This is a genomic window from Streptomyces sp. CA-111067 (assembly GCF_050956065.1).
In the GTDB taxonomy this organism is placed as follows: domain Bacteria; phylum Actinomycetota; class Actinomycetes; order Streptomycetales; family Streptomycetaceae; genus Actinacidiphila.
In genome coordinates this window covers 1224518-1242688 of sequence record NZ_CP192103.1, presented here as the reverse complement: position 1 = coordinate 1242688, position 18171 = coordinate 1224518, and the positions used below count along the sequence as shown (strand labels likewise).

Here is an 18171-nt window from a genome sequence, read left to right as displayed (position 1 = left end):
CTCGGCTGGTCGGGACCCTCACGCGGGGGACAGCGCGCCGCCGCGGCCGGCGATCTCCTGGACGTAGGAGCCGTACGCGGTGCCGGCCATCTCCACGCCGAGCCGGTAGCACTGGTCGGCGGTGATGAAGCCCCGGTTGAGCGCCACCTCCTCGACGCAGGCGATCCACTCGCCCTGCCGCTGCTCGACCAGCTGGACGTACTGCCCGGCCGTCAGCAGCGAGTCGTGGGTGCCCATGTCGAGCCAGGCGAAGCCGCGGCCCAGCTCGGTCAGCCGGGCCCGGCCCTGCGCCAGGTAGACCTTGTTGACGTCGGTGATCTCCAGCTCGCCGCGGGCCGACGGGGCCAGCGTCCTGGCGATCTTCAGGACGTCGTTGCCGTACATGTACAGGCCGGTCACCGCGAGGTTGGACTTCGGCTTGGCCGGCTTCTCCTCCAGCGACAGCAGCCGGCCGGCGCGGTCGGTCTCGCCGACCGCGTACCGCTGCGGATCGCTGACCCGGTAGCCGAACAGCGCGCAGCCGTCCAGCTCCCGGTAGGCGTCGCCGAGCAGCGCGGAGAACCGCGGGCCGTGGAAGATGTTGTCGCCGAGCACCAGCGCGACCTGGTCGTCGCCGACGAAGTCCTCGCCGATGATCAGCGCCTCGGCGATGCCGTTGGGCCGGTCCTGCTCGGCGTACTCGATCCGCAGGCCCAGCCGGGAGCCGTCGCCGAGCAGGGTGCGGAACATCTCCGAGTGGTCCCGCGAGGAGATCAGCAGGATCTCCCTGACCCCGGCCAGCATCAGCACCGAGAGCGGGTAGTAGATCATCGGCTTGTCGTAGACCGGCAGGATCTGCTTGGACAGCGTGCCGGTGAGCGGGCGCAGCCGGGTGCCGCTGCCGCCGGCCAGGATGATGCCCTTCATCTCAGCGTCCGCTCTCTCGCCGCTCGATCTCCAGGCTCTGCCGGTAGTCCGGCAGCAGCCCGCGCTCGCGCGCCTGCGCCAGGGTCGGCGCGGCGATGTCCCGGTCGGAGTAGACCGGGGTGACGTCGGTCGGGATCGGCAGGCCGAGCGCCGGGTCGGTGACCGACAGCGCCAGCTCGTTCTCCGGCACGTAGCTGCTGGTGATCATGTACGACATCACCGTGTCGTCCTCCAGCGCGATGAACGCGTGCCCGAGGCCGACCGGGAAGTACACCGCCCGGAAGTCCCGCTGGTCCATCAGCACCGAGTCCCACTGCCCGAACGTCGGCGAGCCGACCCGGATGTCCACCACGATGTCGATGGCCGAACCCCGCGGGCAGTACACGTACTTGGCGCATCCCGGCGGGGTGGCGGTGTAGTGCACCCCGCGCACCACCCCGCGCTTGGACCTGCTGTGGTTGCTCTGCGCCAGCGGGAAGCGCCCGCCGGTCGCCTCGGTGAAGGCCGGCCCCTGGAAGGGGGAGAGGAACAGCCCGCGCCCGTCGGGGAAGACCTCGGGCGTGAACTCCAGGGCCCCGGTGACCGCCAGTTCACGTACTTTCATGTCAGAACCTCTCGTATCGCCGCGATGACCTTGTCCTGTAGACCGGCGGGCAGCGACGGGTACATGGGGAGCGAGAAGATCTCGCCCGCCAGCTTCTCGGTGACCGGCAGTGATCCCTGCCGGTAGCCGAGGTGCGCGAAGCCGGACATCGTGTGCACCGGCCACGGATAGCTGATGTTCAGGCTGATGTCGTGGGCCTTGAGCCGCTCGATGATCTCGTCGCGGCGCGGATGGCGGACCACGTAGACGTAGTAGACGTGCTCGTTGCCCTCGTTGACCTTCGGCAGCACCAGGCCGGTGTCGCCGAGGCCCTCCGCGTAGCGCCTGGCGACCTCGCGGCGGGCGGCGGTGTAGGCGTCCAGGCGGGTGAGCTTGCGGCGCAGGATCTCGGCCTGTACCTCGTCCAGACGGCTGTTGTGGGCCGGTGTCTGCACGGTGTAGTAGGTCTTCTCCATGCCGTAGTAGCGCAGTTTGCGCAGCGCGGTGCCGACCTCGGGTCGCGAGGTGAGCACCGCGCCGCCGTCCCCGTACGCTCCCAGTACCTTGGTCGGGTAGAAGGAGTACGCGGCGGCGTCGCCGGTGGTGCCGGCGAGCCGGCCGTGCTGCCGTGCCCCGTGCGCCTGCGCGCAGTCCTCCAGCAGGGCCAGGCCGTGCCGGTCGGCCAGCGCGCGCAGTGGCGCCAGGTCCACGCACTGGCCGTAGAGGTGCACCGGCAGCAGGCATTTGGTGCGGCTGGTGACAGCCGCCTCGACCTGATCGGTGTCGATCAGGAAGTCGTCCTCGTTGACGTCCACGAAGACCGGGGTGGCGCCGGCGCCGTCGATGGCGACGACGGTCGGCGCGGCGGTGTTGGACACCGTGACGACCTCGTCGCCCGGGCCGACGCCGAGCGCCTGGAGGGCGAGCTTGATGGCGTTGGTGCCGTTGTCCACTCCGACGCAGGTCCCGACGCCGTGGTAGGCGGCGAACTCCTCCTCGAAGCCCTTGACGCTCTCGGCGAGCACCAGCCGGCCGGAGCTGAAGACCTTCTCGACGGCACCGAGGATGTCCTCGCGCTCGTTCTCGTACTCGGGCAGGTAGTCCCAGACGTAGGTGGTCACGCTCTCCCCTTCTCGGGCGTACAACGGGTGCGGAGTTCGGCGGTGGGACGGGGGAAAGGCCGGTCAGCCGCTCAGCAGGCCGGCCACCGTGCGGTCCAGGCCCTCGTCGAGCGGGACGGCCGGCCGCCAGCCGGTCACCGCGCGGAAGGGCGTGGAGTCGATCGTCACGCTCTTGAAGTCGGTCTCCGGGGCGTGGGCCGGCGGCCGCACCGAGGTGACCGGCACCGGCTCGGTGCCGGTACGGGTCGCCACGAACCTGGCCACGCTGCGGAAGACGTCGCCGAGCGCGTCCCCGTGGCCGGCGCCCAGCAGCCAGTGGCTGCCGACCAGCCGCTGCGGGCGGTCGATCGCGGCCAGGAACGCGGCGGCGATGTCGGAGATGTGCACCAGGTCCCGGCGCACCGTGCCGTCGTGCCACAGCGTGATCGGCTCGCCGGCCAGCGCCCGGCGGGCCATCGCCGCCACCACCCCGTGGTCGGCGGTGCCCGGCACGGTGCCCTCGCCGAAGACCGTCGGCAGCCGCAGGCTGATCCCGCGCACCCAGCCGGCCGCGGTGGCCCGCATCAGCAGCCGCTCCGCGGTCAGCTTCTGCTCGTCGTAGACGGTCGCCGGGTAGTCGGTCTCGGTGCCGTCGAGCGGCTCCCGCGGCGGCACCCCGACCTGCGAGGCGGCGCCGCCGTAGATCACCAGCGGGCGCCGGCCGTTCTCCGGCGGCGCGTTGTGCAGCAGGTCCAGCAGGTCGCGCATCACCTCGACGTTGACCCGCTCGCCGCCCGGCTGCTCGGCGGCGCGCCAGCCGCCCTCGCAGAGCAGGACGTGGATCACCGTGTCCGCGCCCTTCACGGCGGCGGCCAGCGCCTGCCGGTCGGTGAGGTCGGCGGTGACCACCTCGATGTCCGCGGCGGCGTCCGCGGGCACGTCCGCGGGGCGACGGGCCACCGCCCGCACCCTGAGGTCCCGCCGGGCCAGCCCGGCCAGTACGGCGGAGCCGATGAAGCCGGTGGCACCGAGTACGGCCACCAGCGGCCGGTCCTCGCCCCCGGTGGGATCGCCCTGTCCTGCGGCTTCGCCGCGCGTCGGCGTCGTCATGGTCGTCAGCCTTTCTGTTCCGGCGCGCCGTCGGCGGCCGCGGTGCCGGTCGTCGCGTCCCGCGCCGCCGATTCGGCGAGCAGGCCGTAGAGGCAGGCGACGAGACTGCGCGCCTGCACGTTCAGGTAGTGGCAGTGCCGCAGCAGCCCGGCGAGCTGGTGCACCGGCATCCACCGGTAGTCCGGGTGCCGGTGCGCGGTGCCGGTCTCGACGATCAGGTGCCGGTTGCTCACCTGGAAGAACCGGCCGCCCTCGTCCGAGAGCATGCTGTCGAAGCGGATCGCCTCCGGGCCGGCCGCCAGCACCTCGTCCAGGAACGGCGGCCGGGCGGCGGCGGGCAGTTCGGCGTAGTTGCCGACCGTGGCCTGCACGGTCGGGGCGAGTTCGGCGACGTCCACCAGGCCCGGTTCGACCCGCAGGTGCATCAGTGCGTGCAGCACCCCGTCGATCCGGGTGACGAGCAGCGCGAGCAGCCCGTCCTCCACGGTGGCCAGCATCGGCTGGGTCCAGCCGCCGACCTCCCGGCCGGCCGACTCCACCCGCACCCCGATCACCTCGAAGAAGCGGCCGGAGTCGTGCCGCACGCTGCGGCCGTCCTGCCGCCAGCCGGCCAGCCGGTCCAGCGGCGCGGACTCCACGTCCACCTCGGTACGGCTGCGCACCTCGGTGATCCAGGAGCGGATCTCCCGGCCGGGGTGCCTGCTGCCGGCCGCCGGGTCGCAGGACCGCAGCAGCGCGGCGGTGAACCCGTCGTCCCGCCCCGGCTGTCGCGGCCGGCCGCCGGGAGCCAGCGGCAGGCAGGACAGCACCGTCCTGGTGTCCATGTTGACCAGGTCGTCGTGCCGCAGCAGGCGCAGCACCTGGCGCAGGCTCAGCCAGCTGAAGCCGTCCTGCTCGGGCACGTCGTCGGTGGTCGTGACGATCATGTTGCGGTTGCGCTTGCGCAGGAACCACGAGCCCTGCTCCGACTGGCGGATGTCGGCGATCACCCGGTGCGCCGGCGCCTGCCGGAAGTAGTCCAGGTACGGCACCGCCTTGCCGCCGTGCACACCGGTGTAGTTGCTGCGGGTGGCCTGCACGGTCGGCGACAGCTGTAGCCCACCACGGTTTCCCGGCTCGGCCTTCAGCTGCATCAGGCAGTGCGGCACCCCGCCGAACTCCTTTATCAGGATGCCGAGTATCCCGGTTTCCGGCTGGTTGATGATCGGCTGGCACCATTCCGCGACGGGAGCGCCGGCCACTCGCGCCCGCAGACCCTCGATCGAGAAGAACCTGCCGCTGCGATGCCGGAGCCAGCCGCTGTCGGGGTCCCGGTGCCAGCCGTCGAGACTTTCCAGCGCTATGCGTTCGGTACGAGTGAAGATCCGGCTGCCCGCCGCCGCCAGCATGCGGTGGAATTCGGGCAGCGTGCCGGTTTCGTATCGCGGGGAGAGCACTCCGGGCGTGAGCAGCGGTAGTTCGAGGGCATCGGTCGACGCCATCACACGTCTCCTCGATCGAGGTTCCGGCTCAAAGGGACATGCCGCCCGAGCAGTCGATCCACTGGCCGGTCACCCAGCCGCCGTCGGCCGAGGCGAGGAAGGCGACCGTGCCGGCCACGTCCTCGGTCCTGCCGAGCCGGCCGAGCGGGATCATCGAGGTGGCGAACTGCCGCATCTGCTCGTTGAAGAGCTTGGCGTTGGTGGTGTCGGTCTCGATCAGGCCGGGGGCCACGGAGTTGACGGTGATGCCGCGCGGCGCGAGCTGCTTGGCCAGCGCCACCGTCAGGGTGTCCAGCGCGCTCTTGGTCATCGCGTAGGCCACGTAGTCGGGCTGGGCGCCCGGGTCGCGGCTCATGCCGGAGGAGATGTTGATGATCCGGCCGCCGTCCCGCAGCCGGTCCAGACCGAGCTGGGAGACGAAGAACGGCGCCTTGGCGTTGACCGCGAACAGCTGGTCGAAGCCGCCGGCGGTGGTGGCCGCGATGCCCATCTCACGGGGCTCGCTGCCGGTGTTGTTGACCAGGATGTCCAGGCCGTCGGCGCCCTGGTCGAAGGCCGCCCACAGCTTCTCCGCGTCGCCGGGCAGGCCCAGTTCGGCCTGGATGGCGAACGCGCTGCCGCCGGCCGCCTCGACGGCCGCGACGACCTCCTTGGCGGCGGCGTCGTCGGCGCGGTAGTGCACCGCGACCCGGGCGCCCTCCTGTCCCAGCCGCTCCGCGATACCGCGGCCGATGCCGCGGCTTGATCCGGTGATGAGAGCCGTCTTGCCGGTGAACCTGCTCATGCGAGGTCGTCCTCTCCCTGTCGGGTTCGGCTTAGGAATAGGCGGGGTGCCGGCCGCGCGCGGGGCGGCCCGCGGGCAGCACGAAAAGGCCCCGGCGGCCGACGGGCCGACGGGACCTCTGCTGAACGGAATGCGCGATCCGGCTTTCTGCGGCCGAATGCGGGGGCGGCGCGAGTCGCCTGCGATGTGTGGAGATGCTCGGCGATCCGCTGCGATCTGCCGTGCCGTCAGTGCGGTTGCCGCAGACGGGAATCGGACACAGTTCGGCCGCTGGCAAAACCGTGACACGGGCCTGATGTCGATGTCAAGGGCGATGCCGCGGAGGCTGTTGTGACAGTAGCTGACATCAGTGAAACACCGTGGACACACCAACGGTTCATCCGGATGTACCGCCGCCGGGGAAAAGCCCAGGTCGCGGAGTTCTCCGCCGTCGCGCGGAGTGACGCAATCGGAACATTCCCCGCCGCGGGTTAATTCTCAGATCCTGGACCGATGGCGGAAATGTGCTCTCGCCCGGCTGTCCGGATAGTGCCCCGCCGCCCGGACCGGCCGGCCCGCCGCGCCGCGGTCAGTTCGGGACCAGCCGCCCCAGCAGCCGCCCGAAGTCGATCAGCCGGGCTATCTGGCCGGGCCCGCCGTCATCCAGCGACTTGCTGAACCGGAACGCCTCGGGCCGGATCGTCGCCGAGGCCGCCGGCAGCGGCGAGTCGGAGTCGGCGGGCACCGCGTGCAGCTCGTGCGGCATCGCGGTGGCCAGCACCAGGTACACCCCGCGGTCGATCCGCCGCCCCAGCTCGTCGTGCCCCACCAGGGTGCGCATCCCGACATGCCCGATCGAGTCCAGCGGCAGCACCTGCACCGACGAGTCGAGCACGGTGCCGCCCGGCGCCTTGGCGTCGGCCAGCTCCTCGCTGTGCCACAGGATCAGCCGCCGCCCGTCGCACACCGCGGCCTCCTGCCACACCGACGCGCCGGCCTCGGTCAGATCCACCACCCGCTCCAGGGTGAAGCCGCGCACCCGGCGGCGGCCGATCACCCCGGCGATGGCGTCGAGCGCGACGTCCGCGTGCAGGAAGTACGCGCCCGCGGCGTCTTCGAGCCGGCCGTAGGGTGCCCAGTCGGAACCGGCGGGGCCGGACCGGCGTGCGACCGGTCGGCTCTTCGTCGCCTTGCCGAACATCTCCACCTGCTTCGCGATACCGACGCTGAGGGGCCCCTCGACCCCTGTTGCACCTTACCCAGGGGGTGGGACAGCCAGAGGTGTGCCGGCGACAGCGGATCGCAGGAATTCAGCGGCCGTGGTGGGGGCTCGGGGGGATCTTCCCCGCCACGGCCGTCACCCAGCACAACGGGCCCGCCGCGGAAGGGTTACGGTGGCGGGCATGCCCACCGTGATCCTTGTCCGGCACGGCCGTTCGACCGCCAACGCCGACGGAGTGCTGGCCGGCTGGAGCCCTGGCGTCGCCCTCGACGACACCGGCCGCGACCAGGCCGCCGCACTCGCCGCCCGGCTCGCCGCGCTGCCGCTGGCCGCCGTGGTCAGCAGCCCGCTGCAGCGCTGCCAGGAGACCGTACGCCCGCTGCTCGACACCCGTCCCGAACTGCCGCTGCACACCGAGGACCGGATCGGCGAGTGCCACTACGGCGACTGGACCGGCCGCAAGCTCGGCGAACTCGCCGACGAGCCGCTGTGGAAGACCGTGCAGCGGCATCCCTCCGCCGCGGTCTTCCCCGGCCCCGAGGGCGAGTCGCTGCGCGGCATGCAGGCCCGCGCGGTGGACGCGGTGCGCGACTGGAACGACCGGATCGAGGCCGAGCACGGGCCCGACGCGCTGTACGTGCTCTGCTCGCACGGCGACATCATCAAGTCGCTGGTCGCCGACGCGCTCGGCATGCACCTGGACCTCTTCCAGCGGATCAGCACCGACCCCTGCTCGGTCACCGTGATCCGCTACACCCCGCACCGGCCGTTCCTGCTGCGGCTCGGCGACACCGGCGAACTCACCGCGCTCACCCCGCCGCCCCGCCCGGCGGCCGGCCCCGAGGGCGGCGCCGCGGCCGGCCCGGCGGCGGACGACGCGGTGGTGGGGGGCTCCACCGGCACCTCGTGATCAGCTTCCGCAGTAAGGTGGTGGTCCGGCGACCAGGCGGGTGGGACACCGTCCGCAGCAGACGCCGCACAGACACACAGCCGAGCAAACGGAGCAGGACGTGCCCCGCCAGGTCTTCTTCTACGAACACCCGGACCGCTTCGTGGCCGGTACCGTTGGCCAGCCGGGTCAGCGAACGTTCTTTCTGCAGGCCACGGCCTCGGGCCGGACCACCAGCGTGGCACTGGAGAAGACCCAGGTCGCCGCGCTCGCCGAACGCATCGACGAACTCCTCGACGAGGTGGTGCGGCGCACCGGCGGCAACGCCCCGGTGCCGGCCGTCGCCCCCACCGAGATGGCCGACAGCGGACCGCTCGACGTACCGGTCGAGGAGGAGTTCCGGGTCGGCACCATGGCACTGGCCTGGGACGGCGCCAACGACCGGATGGTGATCGAGGCGCAGGCCCTGGTCGAGCTGGCCGGCGAGGAGGACGACCTGGAGGCCGCCGAGGAGGAACTGCTCCAGGACGACGAGAACGGGCCGCCGCTGTTGCGGGTGCTGCTCACCGGCGCCCAGGCCCGGTCCTTCGCCAAACGCGCGCTCGACGTGGTCTCGGCCGGCCGGCCGCCCTGCCCGCTGTGCAGCCTCCCCCTGGATCCGGAAGGGCACGTATGTCCGCGTCAGAACGGGTACCGGAGGTCGGCCTGAGCCCCGGCACCGCGGCCCTCACCGACGGCGAGCTCGCGGTACGCGGACGGGTGCGTGACGCGTCCAACGCGGTGCTGTTCTGCGAGACCGTCCACGAGGGCGTCACCGTCCCTTGCGTCTACAAGCCGGTCGCCGGCGAGCGCCCGCTGTGGGACTTCCCCGACGGCACCCTCGCCCAGCGCGAGGTCGCGGCCTACCTGGTCTCCGAGGCCACCGGCTGGGGCCTGGTGCCGCCCACCGTGCTGCGCGACGGGCCGTACGGCGAGGGCATGGTCCAGCTCTGGATCGAGTCGCCCGCCGAGGACGAGGCGGCGGAGGGCGCCGAGGACGGTGACGGCGGCGGCGTCGCGGAGGGTGACGCCGGCGCGCTGCTGGCGCTCACCGAGGAGCTGGAACCCGCCCCCGGCTGGAAGGCGGTGGTCCAGGCCGAGCTGGAGAACGGCCGCACCGCGCTGCTGGTGCACGCCGACGACATCCGGCTGCGCCGGCTGGCCGTCCTGGACGCCGTCATCAACAACGCCGACCGCAAGGGCGGCCATCTGCTCACCGCCGCCGACGGCCGGCTCTACGGCATCGACCACGGTGTGACCTTCCACACCGAGGACAAGCTGCGCACCCTGCTGTGGGGCTGGGCCGGCGAACCGCTCCCGGAGGAGGCCGTCGGGGTGCTCACCGGGCTCGCCGCGGAGCTGGACGGCCCGCTGGGACAGGCGCTCGGCGGCCTGATCACCGCGGCTGAGACGCAGGCGGTACGGGACCGGGTCGCGGCCCTGCTGGCGGCCGGCGTGCACCCCGCGCCGGGCGGCCGGTGGCCGTCGATTCCCTGGCCGCCGGTCTGACCGGGGCAGTTGCGCCGCGCCCGGTCGTTTTGACAGCCGACCACCCGGTTAATCTCATGACATGCATGCCTGGCCAGCTTCCGACGTCCCCGCCCTTCCCGGCACCGGACGCGTTCTCCGTCTCCACGACACCTCGACCGGTGGTCCGCTGACCATCGACCCCGGTCCGGTCGCCCGCATCTACGTCTGCGGGATCACCCCCTACGACGCCACCCACATGGGGCACGCGGCCACCTACACCGCGTTCGACCTCGTGCAGCGCGTGTGGCTGGACACGAAGCGCCAGGTCCACTACGTACAGAACGTCACCGATGTCGACGACCCGCTGCTGGAGCGGGCCACCGCCACCGGCACCGACTGGACCGAACTCGCCGAGCGCGAGACCGCGCTCTTCCGCGAGGACATGACCGCACTGCGGATGCTGCCGCCGGCCCACTACATCGGCGCGGTCGAGGCGATCCCCGGCATCGTGCCGCTGATCGAGCGGCTCCGGGAGGCCGGCGCGGCCTACGAGCTGGACGGCGACATCTACTTCTCCGTCGAGTGCGACGCCGACTTCGGCAAGGTGTCGGGGCTCGACGCGGCCGCCATGCGGCGGCTGTCCGCGGAGCGCGGCGGCGACCCGGACCGCGAGGGCAAGAAGAACCCGCTCGACCCGATGCTGTGGCTGTCCGCGCGTGAGGGCGAGCCGAGCTGGGACGGCGGGACGCTCGGCCCCGGGCGGCCCGGCTGGCACATCGAGTGCGTGGCCATCGCGCTCGACCACCTTGGGATGGGCTTCGACGTCCAGGGCGGCGGGTCCGACCTGGCCTTCCCCCACCACGAGATGGGCGCCTCGCACGCGCAGGTGCTGACCGGGGAGTACCCGTACGCCAAGGCCTATGTGCACGCCGGCATGGTGGCGCTGCACGGCGAGAAGATGTCCAAGTCCAAGGGGAACCTGGTCTTCGTCTCCGCGCTGCGGGCGGCCGGCGTCGACCCGGCCGCGATCCGGCTGGCGCTGCTCGCCCACCACTACCGGGCCGACTGGGAGTGGACGGACCGGGTGCTGGCCGAGGCGGTCGAGCGCCTGGCGCGCTGGCGCGCCGCCGTCTCCCGCCCGGACGGCCCGCCGGCCGAGCCGCTGGTCGAGCGGATCCGCGAGGCGCTGGCCGACGACCTGGACGCTCCGGCCGCTCTGGCGGCCGTGGACGAGTGGTGCGCCCGCCAGGCCGCGGAGGGCGGCACGGACCCGGGCGCCCCGGGCCTCGCCTCCCGCGCGGTCGACGCGCTGCTGGGCGTGGCCCTGTAAGGGACGGGCGCGGCTACTCCTCCGGGTCCGGGTCCTCCGGATCCGGGGGGACGTCCTCGTCCTTGCGGCCGGCCGGCGGCGGGCGGTCCCGGAAGTGCGGGACTCCGTCGCCGCCCTCGCTCGCGTAGCCGCCGCCGGTCTGCGGGTCGCGGCGGCGCAGATAGCGTTCGAACTCCTTGGCGATCGCCTCGCCCGACGCCTCCGGCAGCTCCGCGGTGTCCCGCGCCTCCTCCAGGGTCTGCACGTACTCCGCGACCTCGGTGTCCTCCGCGGCGAGCTGGTCCACCCCGACCTGCCAGGCGCGGGCGTCCTCCGGCAGCTCGCCCTGCGGGATGCGCAGGTCGAGCAGGTCTTCGAGCCGGTTGAGCAGCGCCAGCGTCGCCTTCGGGTTCGGCGGCTGCGACACGTAGTGCGGCACCGACGCCCACAGGCTCACCGCCGGGATGCCGACATGCGTGCACGCCTCCTGGAGGATGCCGACGATGCCGGTCGGCCCCTCGTACCGCGACTCCTCCAGGTTGAGCGCGGTGGCCAGGTCCGGGTCCGAGGTGACCCCGGTGACCGGCACCGGCCGGGTGTGCGGGGTGTCGCCCAGCAGGGCGCCCAGCACCACCACCATCTCCACGCCCAACTCGTGCGCGAAGCCCAGGATCTCGTTGCAGAACGAGCGCCAGCGCATGCTGGGCTCGATCCCGCGCACCAGCACCAGGTCGCGCGGCTTGGGCGTCTGGATGCGGACCACCGACAGCCGGGTGGTCGGCCAGGTGACCCGCCGCACCCCGGCGTCGATCCACACGGTGGGCCGGTTGACCTGGAAGTCGTAGTAGTCCTCCGCGTCGAGCGCGGCGAAGACCTCTCCCTTGAACTCCCGGTCCATGTGGCCGACCGCGGTGGAGGCTGCGTCCCCGGCGTCGTTCCAGCCCTCGAACGCGGCCACCATGACCGGGTCGATCAGCTCGGGTACTCCCTCGAGCTCGATCACCCAGCGCCTCCTTCCGGCCGGCGGGGGCGATGCCGTCCCCTTCCGGCTGCTGTTCTTCTGCGTGCTGCACCAGCCTACGGGTTACCTGGTCCGCAGTCGCAGCGCGTAGCAGGATGATCCCCACCGTGGCGGCAGGTACGCCCGGTGCGGGTGGGTGGCTCCCGAGCAGGGAATACGTCCGATCTCTTATCGATAAAGTTCTCGTCGCCCCCTGGACGAACGACCGTGCACGCAGATATACATCGGATCATCAAGAAAAGATCCGATGTCTTGCGACGGGAGTCTGCATGAGTCCGACCATCACCGAGGTCGATGTGTACGACATCCGCTTTCCGACCTCGGAGCAGCTCGACGGCTCGGACGCCATGAACCCCGACCCCGACTACTCCGCCGCTTATGTCGTGCTCCGTACGGACTCGCCCGGCGGCCTGGCGGGATACGGACTGTGCTTCACGATCGGCCGCGGCAACGACGTGGTCGCCGCCGCGATCAGAACGCTCCGACCCTACGTCGTCGGCCGCCCGGTGGACAGTGTCACGGGTGATCTGGGCGCCTTCTACCGGCTGCTCACCCACGACTCCCAACTGCGCTGGCTGGGTCCGGAGAAGGGCGTGATGCACATGGCGGCCGGCGCGGTCGTCAACGCCGCCTGGGACCTGGCCGCCCGGCAGGCGGGAAAGCCGGTCTGGGAGCTGCTGTCCGGCATGAGCCCGGAACAGCTGGTGGACCTCGTCGACTTCCGCTACCTGTCCGACGCGCTGACCCGGCAGGAAGCGCTGGAGATCCTGCGCCGCGCCGAGCCCGGCCGGGCCGAGCGCGCCGCGGAGCTGCGCCGCCGCGGCTACCCCGCGTACACCACGGAGCCCGGCTGGCTCGGCTACTCCGACGAGAAGCTGACCCGGCTGGCCAAGGAGGCGGTCGCCGCCGGGTTCAACCAGATCAAGCTGAAGGTCGGCGCCGACCTCGACGACGACCTGCGCCGGATGCGGCTGGCCCGCGCGGCGGTCGGCCCCGACATACGGATCGCGGTGGACGCCAACCAGCGCTGGGACGTGGCCGAGGCGGTGTCCTGGATGCGGTCGCTGGCGCCCTTCGACCCGTACTGGATCGAGGAGCCCACCAGCCCCGACGACGTCCTGGCGCACGCCGCGGTGCGGGCCGGGCAGCCGGTCCCGGTCGCCACCGGCGAACACGTCGCCAACCGGGTGGTGTTCAAGCAGCTCCTGCAGGCCGGCGCGGTGGACTACGTCCAGATCGACGCCGCCCGGGTCGGCGGGGTCAACGAGAACGTGGCGATTCTGCTGCTGGCCGCCAAGTTCGGCGTGCCGGTCTGCCCGCACGCCGGCGGCGTGGGCCTGTGCGAGCTGGTACAGCACCTGTCGATGTTCGACTACGTCGCCGTGTCCGGCACCTGGGACGACCGGGTGATCGAATACGTACCCCATCTGCACGAGCACTTCACCGATCCCGCGGTGGTGGAGAACGGCCGCTACCGCACTCCCGAGGCACCCGGCTTCTCGGCCCGTATGGTGCCCGAGACCCTGGCCGACTACCGCTTCCCGGACGGACCGGTCTGGCAGGACCGACAGGAGCTGACCCGATGACAACCCCCCGAACCCCCGAACCCGCCGCCCCCGGGCAGGACTTCGCCGGCCTGACCGCCCTGGTCACCGGTGGCGCCTCCGGCATCGGCGCCGCCGTGGCCACGCTGCTCACCGCCCGCGGCGCCCGGGTCGCGGTGCTCGACCGCGACACCGAGGGCGCCCCCGACGGCACCTACCCGGTGACCGCCGACGTCACCTCCGACCAGGCGGTACGGGCCGCCGTCGGCGAGGCGGCCGGCGAGCTGGGCGGGCTGCACATCCTGGTCAGCAACGCCGGGATCGGCGCCATCGGCACCGTCGAGGACAACCCCGACGACGAGTGGCGCCGGGTGTTCGACATCAACGTGCTGGGGATGGTCAGGACCGCCCGTGCCGCCCTGCCCTACCTGCGGGAGGGCGCCGCCGACCGGCCGGGCTGCGCCTCCATCACCCACACCTGCTCCATCGCCGCGACCGCGGGCCTGCCACAGCGGGCCCTGTACAGCGCGAGCAAGGGCGCGGTCCTCTCGCTGACCCTGGCGATGGCCGCCGACCACGTACGCGAGGGCGTACGGGTCAACTGCGTCAATCCGGGGACCGCCGACACCCCCTGGATCGGCCGGCTGCTCGACCAGGCCGAGGACCCGGCCCTGGAGCGAGCCGCACTGAACGCCCGGCAGCCACTGGGCCGGCTGGTCAGCGCCGACGAGGTCGCCGCGGCGGTCGCCTATCTGGCGAGCCCGGCCGCCGCGAGCGTGACGGGCGCCTCGCTGGCCGTGGACGGCGGGATGCAGGGCCTGCGCCTGCGCCCCGCCAACTGACCGGCACCGGCGTTCCGAGCAGCACAGCAGTAACGAGCAGTAACCGGCAGTACCGCAGCACCCGTACCAACCCAGAGCCGACACACACACCTACTTCGAAGGGCAGGGCTCGACGATGAGACTGCGCACGACGACCGTGGCCGCCTGTGCCGCACTTCTCGCGGTCACCGCGCTCGCGGGCTGCAACAGAGGAAGCGACAGCAAGGCAGGCAGCTCGGGCAAGGTCGGTATCGACCTCCCGCGTTCGGACAGCGACTTCTGGAACTCCTACAACGGCTACATAGAGAAGGGCGTCAAGGCCGGAGACGTCTCCGCGCTGCCCCGCACCAACTCGCAGAACGACATCAGCAAGCTCGTCGCCAACGTGCAGAGCTTCGCCAACGAGGGTGCCAAGGCCATCGTGATGGCCCCGCAGGACACCGGCGCCATCGCCTCCACGCTGGACCAGATGGCGAAGAAGAAGATCCCGGTGATCAGCGTGGACACCCGCCCCGACAAGGGCCCGGTGTACATGGTGGTGCGCGCCGACAACAAGGCGTACGGCACCAACGCCTGCGAGTACCTGGGCAAGCAGCTCGGCGGCAAGGGCAAGGTCGCCGAGTTCGAGGGCGACCTGTCCTCGATCAACGGCCGCGACCGGTCCGAGGCGTTCGCCTCCTGCATGAAGACCAAGTTCCCGAACATCAAGGTGATCCCGCTGGTCACCAACTGGGACGGCGCCACCGCCTCGGCGAAGCTGCAGACCACGCTGGCCTCCAACCCCGACCTCAACGGCCTCTACATGCAGGCCGGCGGCGTCTTCCTGCAGCCCACCCTCGCCCTGCTCAAGCAGAAGGGGATGCTGAAGCCGGCCGGCACCGCGGGCCACATCACCATCATCTCCAACGACGGCATCCCGGAGGAGTTCAAGGCGATCAAGGCCGGCGAGATCGACGCGACCATCTCGCAGCCCGCCGACCTCTACGCCAAGTACGCCCTGTACTACGCCAAGGAGGCGCTGGCCGGGAAGAAGTTCGCGCCCGGTCCGACCGACCACGGCTCCAACATCATCAAGATCCCGAACGGCCTGGAGGACCAGCTGCCCGCCCCGCTGGTCACCAAGGACAACGTGGACGACGCCAAACTGTGGGCCAACCAGCTCGGAAAGAGCTGACCCATGAGCCAGGCACCACCGTCCTCCCATCCGTCGCCTCCCGTGCAGCCGCCGCCCGCGGTGCACGCCGAGGGCGTGGTCAAGCGCTTCGGTCCCACCGTCGCGCTGGACCACGTGGGCATCACCGTCGCGGCCGGCGACTCGCACGCGCTCGTCGGCCGCAACGGTGCGGGCAAGTCCACCCTGGTCTCGGTGCTGACCGGGCTGCACACCCCCGACGCCGGCCGGGTCGCCTTCCAGGGCCGGCCCGCGCCCGCGCCGGGGGACACCGCGGCCTGGCAGTCCAAGGTGGCCTGCGTCTACCAGAAGTCGATGGTCGTACCGGATCTCACGGTCGCCGAGAACCTGTTCCTGAACCGGTTCGACCGCGGCCGGATCCGCTGGTCCGCGCTGCGCGCGCGGGCCGGCGAACTGCTCGCGGAGTACGGCGTGGACGTCGATCCCAACCTCCGCGCCAGCGAACTCACCGTCGAGCAGGGCCAGTTCGTGGAGATCGCCCGGGCGCTGTCGTTCGGCGCCCGGTTCATCATCCTGGACGAACCCACCGCGCAGCTCGACGCGGCCGGCATCGACCGGCTGTTCAGCAAGCTCCGCGAGCTGCAGCAGCAGGGCGTGGCCTTCCTCTTCATCTCGCACCACCTCCAGGAGGTCTACGACCTGTGCAGCACGGTCACGGTCTACCGTGACGCCCGCCATGTGGTGACCGCGCCGGTCGCGGACCTCGGCAAGGCGGAACTCGTGGAGGCCATGACCGGCGAGGCGGCCCAGGGCGAACTGGCCTGGCACGCCAAGGGGTCCGGACTGCTGAAGGCCGGCGCCGACCCGGCGGCCGAGGCAGAGGCCGGGTCCGGGTCCGGGCCTGACGAGGAGGGCGGGGCCGACGGGCAGGAGGCTGACGAGGCGGTGCTGCGGGCCGAGGGCCTGGTGCTCGACGGCGCCTTCGACAGCATCGACTTCGCCGTCAGGTCCGGCGAGGTGCTGGGCCTGGCCGGGGCCACCGCCAGTGGCAACACCGCGCTCGGCGAGACCCTGGTCGGCCTGCGCAAGGCCACCGGCGGCCGGACCCTGGTGGCCGGCCGCACGGTCAAGCCCGGCAGCGTCCCGCACGCGCTGGGCGCGGGCATCGGCTACGTCCCCGAGGACCGGCACCGGCAGGGCCTGGTGCTCGGCCGCAGCGTCGCGGAGAACGCCACCCTGACCGTCACCGACCAGCTCGGCCCGTACGGGACCGTACTGCCGTCGCGGACAAAGGAGTTCGCCCGGCGGATGATCAGCTCGCTCGACATCAAGACCTCGGGACCGGCCCAGCCGGTCGCCGACCTGTCGGGCGGCAACCAGCAGAAGGTCGTCATCGCCCGCGCCCTGGCCCGCGAACCGCGGGTACTGGTGGCCATCAGGCCCACCGCGGGCGTGGACGTGAAGTCCAAGGACGCGCTGCTCGGCGTGGTCAGGGGCGTGGCGGAACGCGGCAACGCGGCCGTCATCGTCTCCGACGAACTGGACGACCTGCGGGTCTGCGACCGGGTGATCGCCCTGTTCCACGGGCGGGTGATCGCCGAGTTCGGCAGTGGTTGGACCGACCGGGACCTGGTCTCGGCGATGGAAGGGCTGCCCGCGGGCGGCGATGAGGGAGCCGAGGAATGAGTGACACCAGCCAGCTGACCGCCGATGTGGCGGCACCCGACAAGACACCGCGGGCCGTGCCGCGGCTCCAGTTCACCCGGTACCGGGACCTGTCCCTGCTACCGGTGATCCTGCTGCTCGGCGTCATCGGCTTCATCGTCTCGCCCACGTTCCTGACCTCGGACAACCTGCTGGGCGTGCTCCAGCAGTGCAGCGAGCTGAGCCTGCTGGTGCTCGGCGAGGCGATGATCCTGATCTCCGGGCGGATGGACCTGTCGCTGGAGTCCACCATCGGGGTGGCCCCGGTGATCGCCATGTGGCTGGTGATGCCGAGCAGCGGACCGGCCACGTATCACGGCATCGGGCTGATGCCCGGCTGGACGTCGATCCCGCTGTGCCTGCTGGCCGGTCTGGTGATCGGCGGCTTCAACGGGTTCCTGATCCTGAAACTGCGGGTGAACGGCTTCATCGCCACCCTCGGCATGCTGACCATGCTCCGCGGCCTCCAGGACGGCATATCCCAGGGCAAGTCCATCGTGGAGGTGCCCAAGTCCTTCTCCTACCTGGGCGGTGCCTCCTGGATCGGGGCGCCCGCCGCGGTCTGGATCTGCCTGCTGCTGTTCGTCCTCGGCGGCCTGGCCCTGGGCTACCTGCGGCACGGCCGGGCGCTCTACGCGATCGGCGGCAACAAGGAGGCGGCCCGCGCCGCCGGCATCCGGGTGGACCTGATCACCTGGGTGGTGCTGGCCGTCGCCTCGCTGCTCGCGGCCTTCGCCGGTGTGCTGTACGTCGGCCACTACGGGGCGGTCTCCTCCACCCAGGGCAACGGCTGGATCTTCCAGGTGTTCGCCGCCACCGTGATCGGCGGGGTCAGCCTCAACGGCGGCCGGGGCACCCTGTTCGGCGCCCTGACCGGTGTGGTCGCGCTGCAACTGGTGGTGAACGTGACCACTCTCGGCGGAGTGCCGCCGCTGTGGGACAAGTTCCTCTACGGTGCCATCATCATCGTCGCGCTGATCATCTCCCGCTTCGCCAGCGGCGAGAAGCAGGACTGACCGAAAAGCAGACTGAACCAGCAGCAGGACCGAACCGGCAGCAGAACCGAGCGCCGTCCGC

17 protein-coding genes are annotated in these 18171 nt (G+C 71.7%); 9 read left to right on the top strand and 8 right to left on the bottom strand.

What is annotated here, in order from left to right; all coding sequences use genetic code 11:
* Positions 1-18 precede the first annotated feature (18 nt).
* From rfbA to ACQPW6_RS05340, 7 genes are all read right to left on the bottom strand, one after another.
* Positions 19-906, bottom strand: coding sequence for a glucose-1-phosphate thymidylyltransferase RfbA (rfbA, locus tag ACQPW6_RS05370; protein ID WP_433888373.1), 888 nt, complete (start codon positions 904-906; stop codon positions 19-21).
* 1 nt (position 907) lies between these two features.
* Complete coding sequence (locus ACQPW6_RS05365) at positions 908-1510, bottom strand: dTDP-4-dehydrorhamnose 3,5-epimerase family protein (protein ID WP_433888372.1); 603 nt, start codon at positions 1508-1510, stop codon at positions 908-910.
* Complete coding sequence (locus tag ACQPW6_RS05360; RefSeq protein ID WP_433888371.1) at positions 1507-2610, bottom strand: DegT/DnrJ/EryC1/StrS family aminotransferase; 1104 nt, start codon at positions 2608-2610, stop codon at positions 1507-1509. Before ACQPW6_RS05360 ends, ACQPW6_RS05365 begins: the two co-directional genes overlap by 4 nt.
* 63 nt (positions 2611-2673) lie before the next feature.
* Positions 2674-3699, bottom strand: a complete 1026-nt coding sequence (locus ACQPW6_RS05355) for an NAD-dependent epimerase/dehydratase family protein (protein ID WP_433888370.1) — start codon at positions 3697-3699, stop codon at positions 2674-2676.
* A gap of 5 nt (positions 3700-3704) precedes the next feature.
* Positions 3705-5180, bottom strand: coding sequence for an NDP-hexose 2,3-dehydratase family protein (locus tag ACQPW6_RS05350; protein ID WP_433888369.1), 1476 nt, complete (start codon positions 5178-5180; stop codon positions 3705-3707).
* Positions 5181-5208: 28 nt separating this feature from the next.
* Positions 5209-5964, bottom strand: coding sequence for an SDR family NAD(P)-dependent oxidoreductase (locus ACQPW6_RS05345; protein ID WP_433888368.1), 756 nt, complete (start codon positions 5962-5964; stop codon positions 5209-5211).
* 568 nt (positions 5965-6532) lie between these two features.
* Positions 6533-7144 (bottom strand): hypothetical protein, encoded by a 612-nt coding sequence (locus tag ACQPW6_RS05340; RefSeq protein ID WP_433894431.1) that lies wholly within the window; start codon positions 7142-7144, stop codon positions 6533-6535.
* 202 nt (positions 7145-7346) lie between these two features.
* Between ACQPW6_RS05340 and ACQPW6_RS05335 the strand changes: the two genes are divergently transcribed.
* The 4 genes from ACQPW6_RS05335 to mshC all read left to right on the top strand — a co-directional run bounded on the left by ACQPW6_RS05335 (position 7347) and on the right by mshC (position 10893).
* Entirely contained in the window at positions 7347-8075 is a 729-nt protein-coding gene (locus tag ACQPW6_RS05335) for a histidine phosphatase family protein (RefSeq protein WP_433888367.1), read from the top strand.
* 100 nt (positions 8076-8175) lie between these two features.
* Positions 8176-8763, top strand: a complete 588-nt coding sequence (locus tag ACQPW6_RS05330) for a DUF3090 domain-containing protein (RefSeq protein WP_433888366.1) — start codon at positions 8176-8178, stop codon at positions 8761-8763.
* Positions 8727-9602: an SCO1664 family protein gene (locus tag ACQPW6_RS05325; protein ID WP_433888365.1), complete on the top strand. Its 876-nt coding sequence runs from the start codon at positions 8727-8729 to the stop codon at positions 9600-9602. Before ACQPW6_RS05330 ends, ACQPW6_RS05325 begins: the two co-directional genes overlap by 37 nt.
* Before the next feature lie 61 nt (positions 9603-9663).
* Positions 9664-10893, top strand: a complete 1230-nt coding sequence (mshC, locus tag ACQPW6_RS05320; protein WP_433888364.1) for a cysteine--1-D-myo-inosityl 2-amino-2-deoxy-alpha-D-glucopyranoside ligase — start codon at positions 9664-9666, stop codon at positions 10891-10893.
* A 13-nt stretch (positions 10894-10906) separates the two neighbouring features.
* Here mshC and ACQPW6_RS05315 read toward each other — a convergent pair whose 3' ends face one another.
* Positions 10907-11875, bottom strand: coding sequence for a PAC2 family protein (locus ACQPW6_RS05315; RefSeq protein ID WP_433888363.1), 969 nt, complete (start codon positions 11873-11875; stop codon positions 10907-10909).
* Between the two features lie 287 nt (positions 11876-12162).
* Between ACQPW6_RS05315 and ACQPW6_RS05310 the strand changes: the two genes are divergently transcribed.
* The 5 genes from ACQPW6_RS05310 (at position 12163) to ACQPW6_RS05290 (ending at position 18110) form a co-directional block, all read left to right on the top strand.
* Positions 12163-13479 carry an L-fuconate dehydratase gene (locus ACQPW6_RS05310; protein ID WP_433888362.1) on the top strand — a complete coding sequence of 439 codons (1317 nt, stop codon included), beginning with the start codon at positions 12163-12165 and terminating at the stop codon, positions 13477-13479.
* Positions 13476-14279, top strand: a complete 804-nt coding sequence (locus ACQPW6_RS05305) for an SDR family NAD(P)-dependent oxidoreductase (RefSeq protein ID WP_433888361.1) — start codon at positions 13476-13478, stop codon at positions 14277-14279. The genes ACQPW6_RS05310 and ACQPW6_RS05305 overlap by 4 nt, the downstream gene beginning before the upstream one ends.
* Before the next feature lie 115 nt (positions 14280-14394).
* A complete protein-coding gene (locus tag ACQPW6_RS05300; RefSeq protein ID WP_433888360.1) occupies positions 14395-15432 on the top strand; it encodes a sugar ABC transporter substrate-binding protein in 1038 nt (345 codons plus the stop codon).
* A gap of 3 nt (positions 15433-15435) precedes the next feature.
* Positions 15436-17076, top strand: coding sequence for a sugar ABC transporter ATP-binding protein (locus ACQPW6_RS05295; RefSeq protein WP_433888359.1), 1641 nt, complete (start codon positions 15436-15438; stop codon positions 17074-17076).
* Positions 17073-18110 (top strand): ABC transporter permease, encoded by a 1038-nt coding sequence (locus ACQPW6_RS05290; protein WP_433888358.1) that lies wholly within the window; start codon positions 17073-17075, stop codon positions 18108-18110. The genes ACQPW6_RS05295 and ACQPW6_RS05290 overlap by 4 nt, the downstream gene beginning before the upstream one ends.
* Positions 18111-18171: the final 61 nt, after the last annotated feature.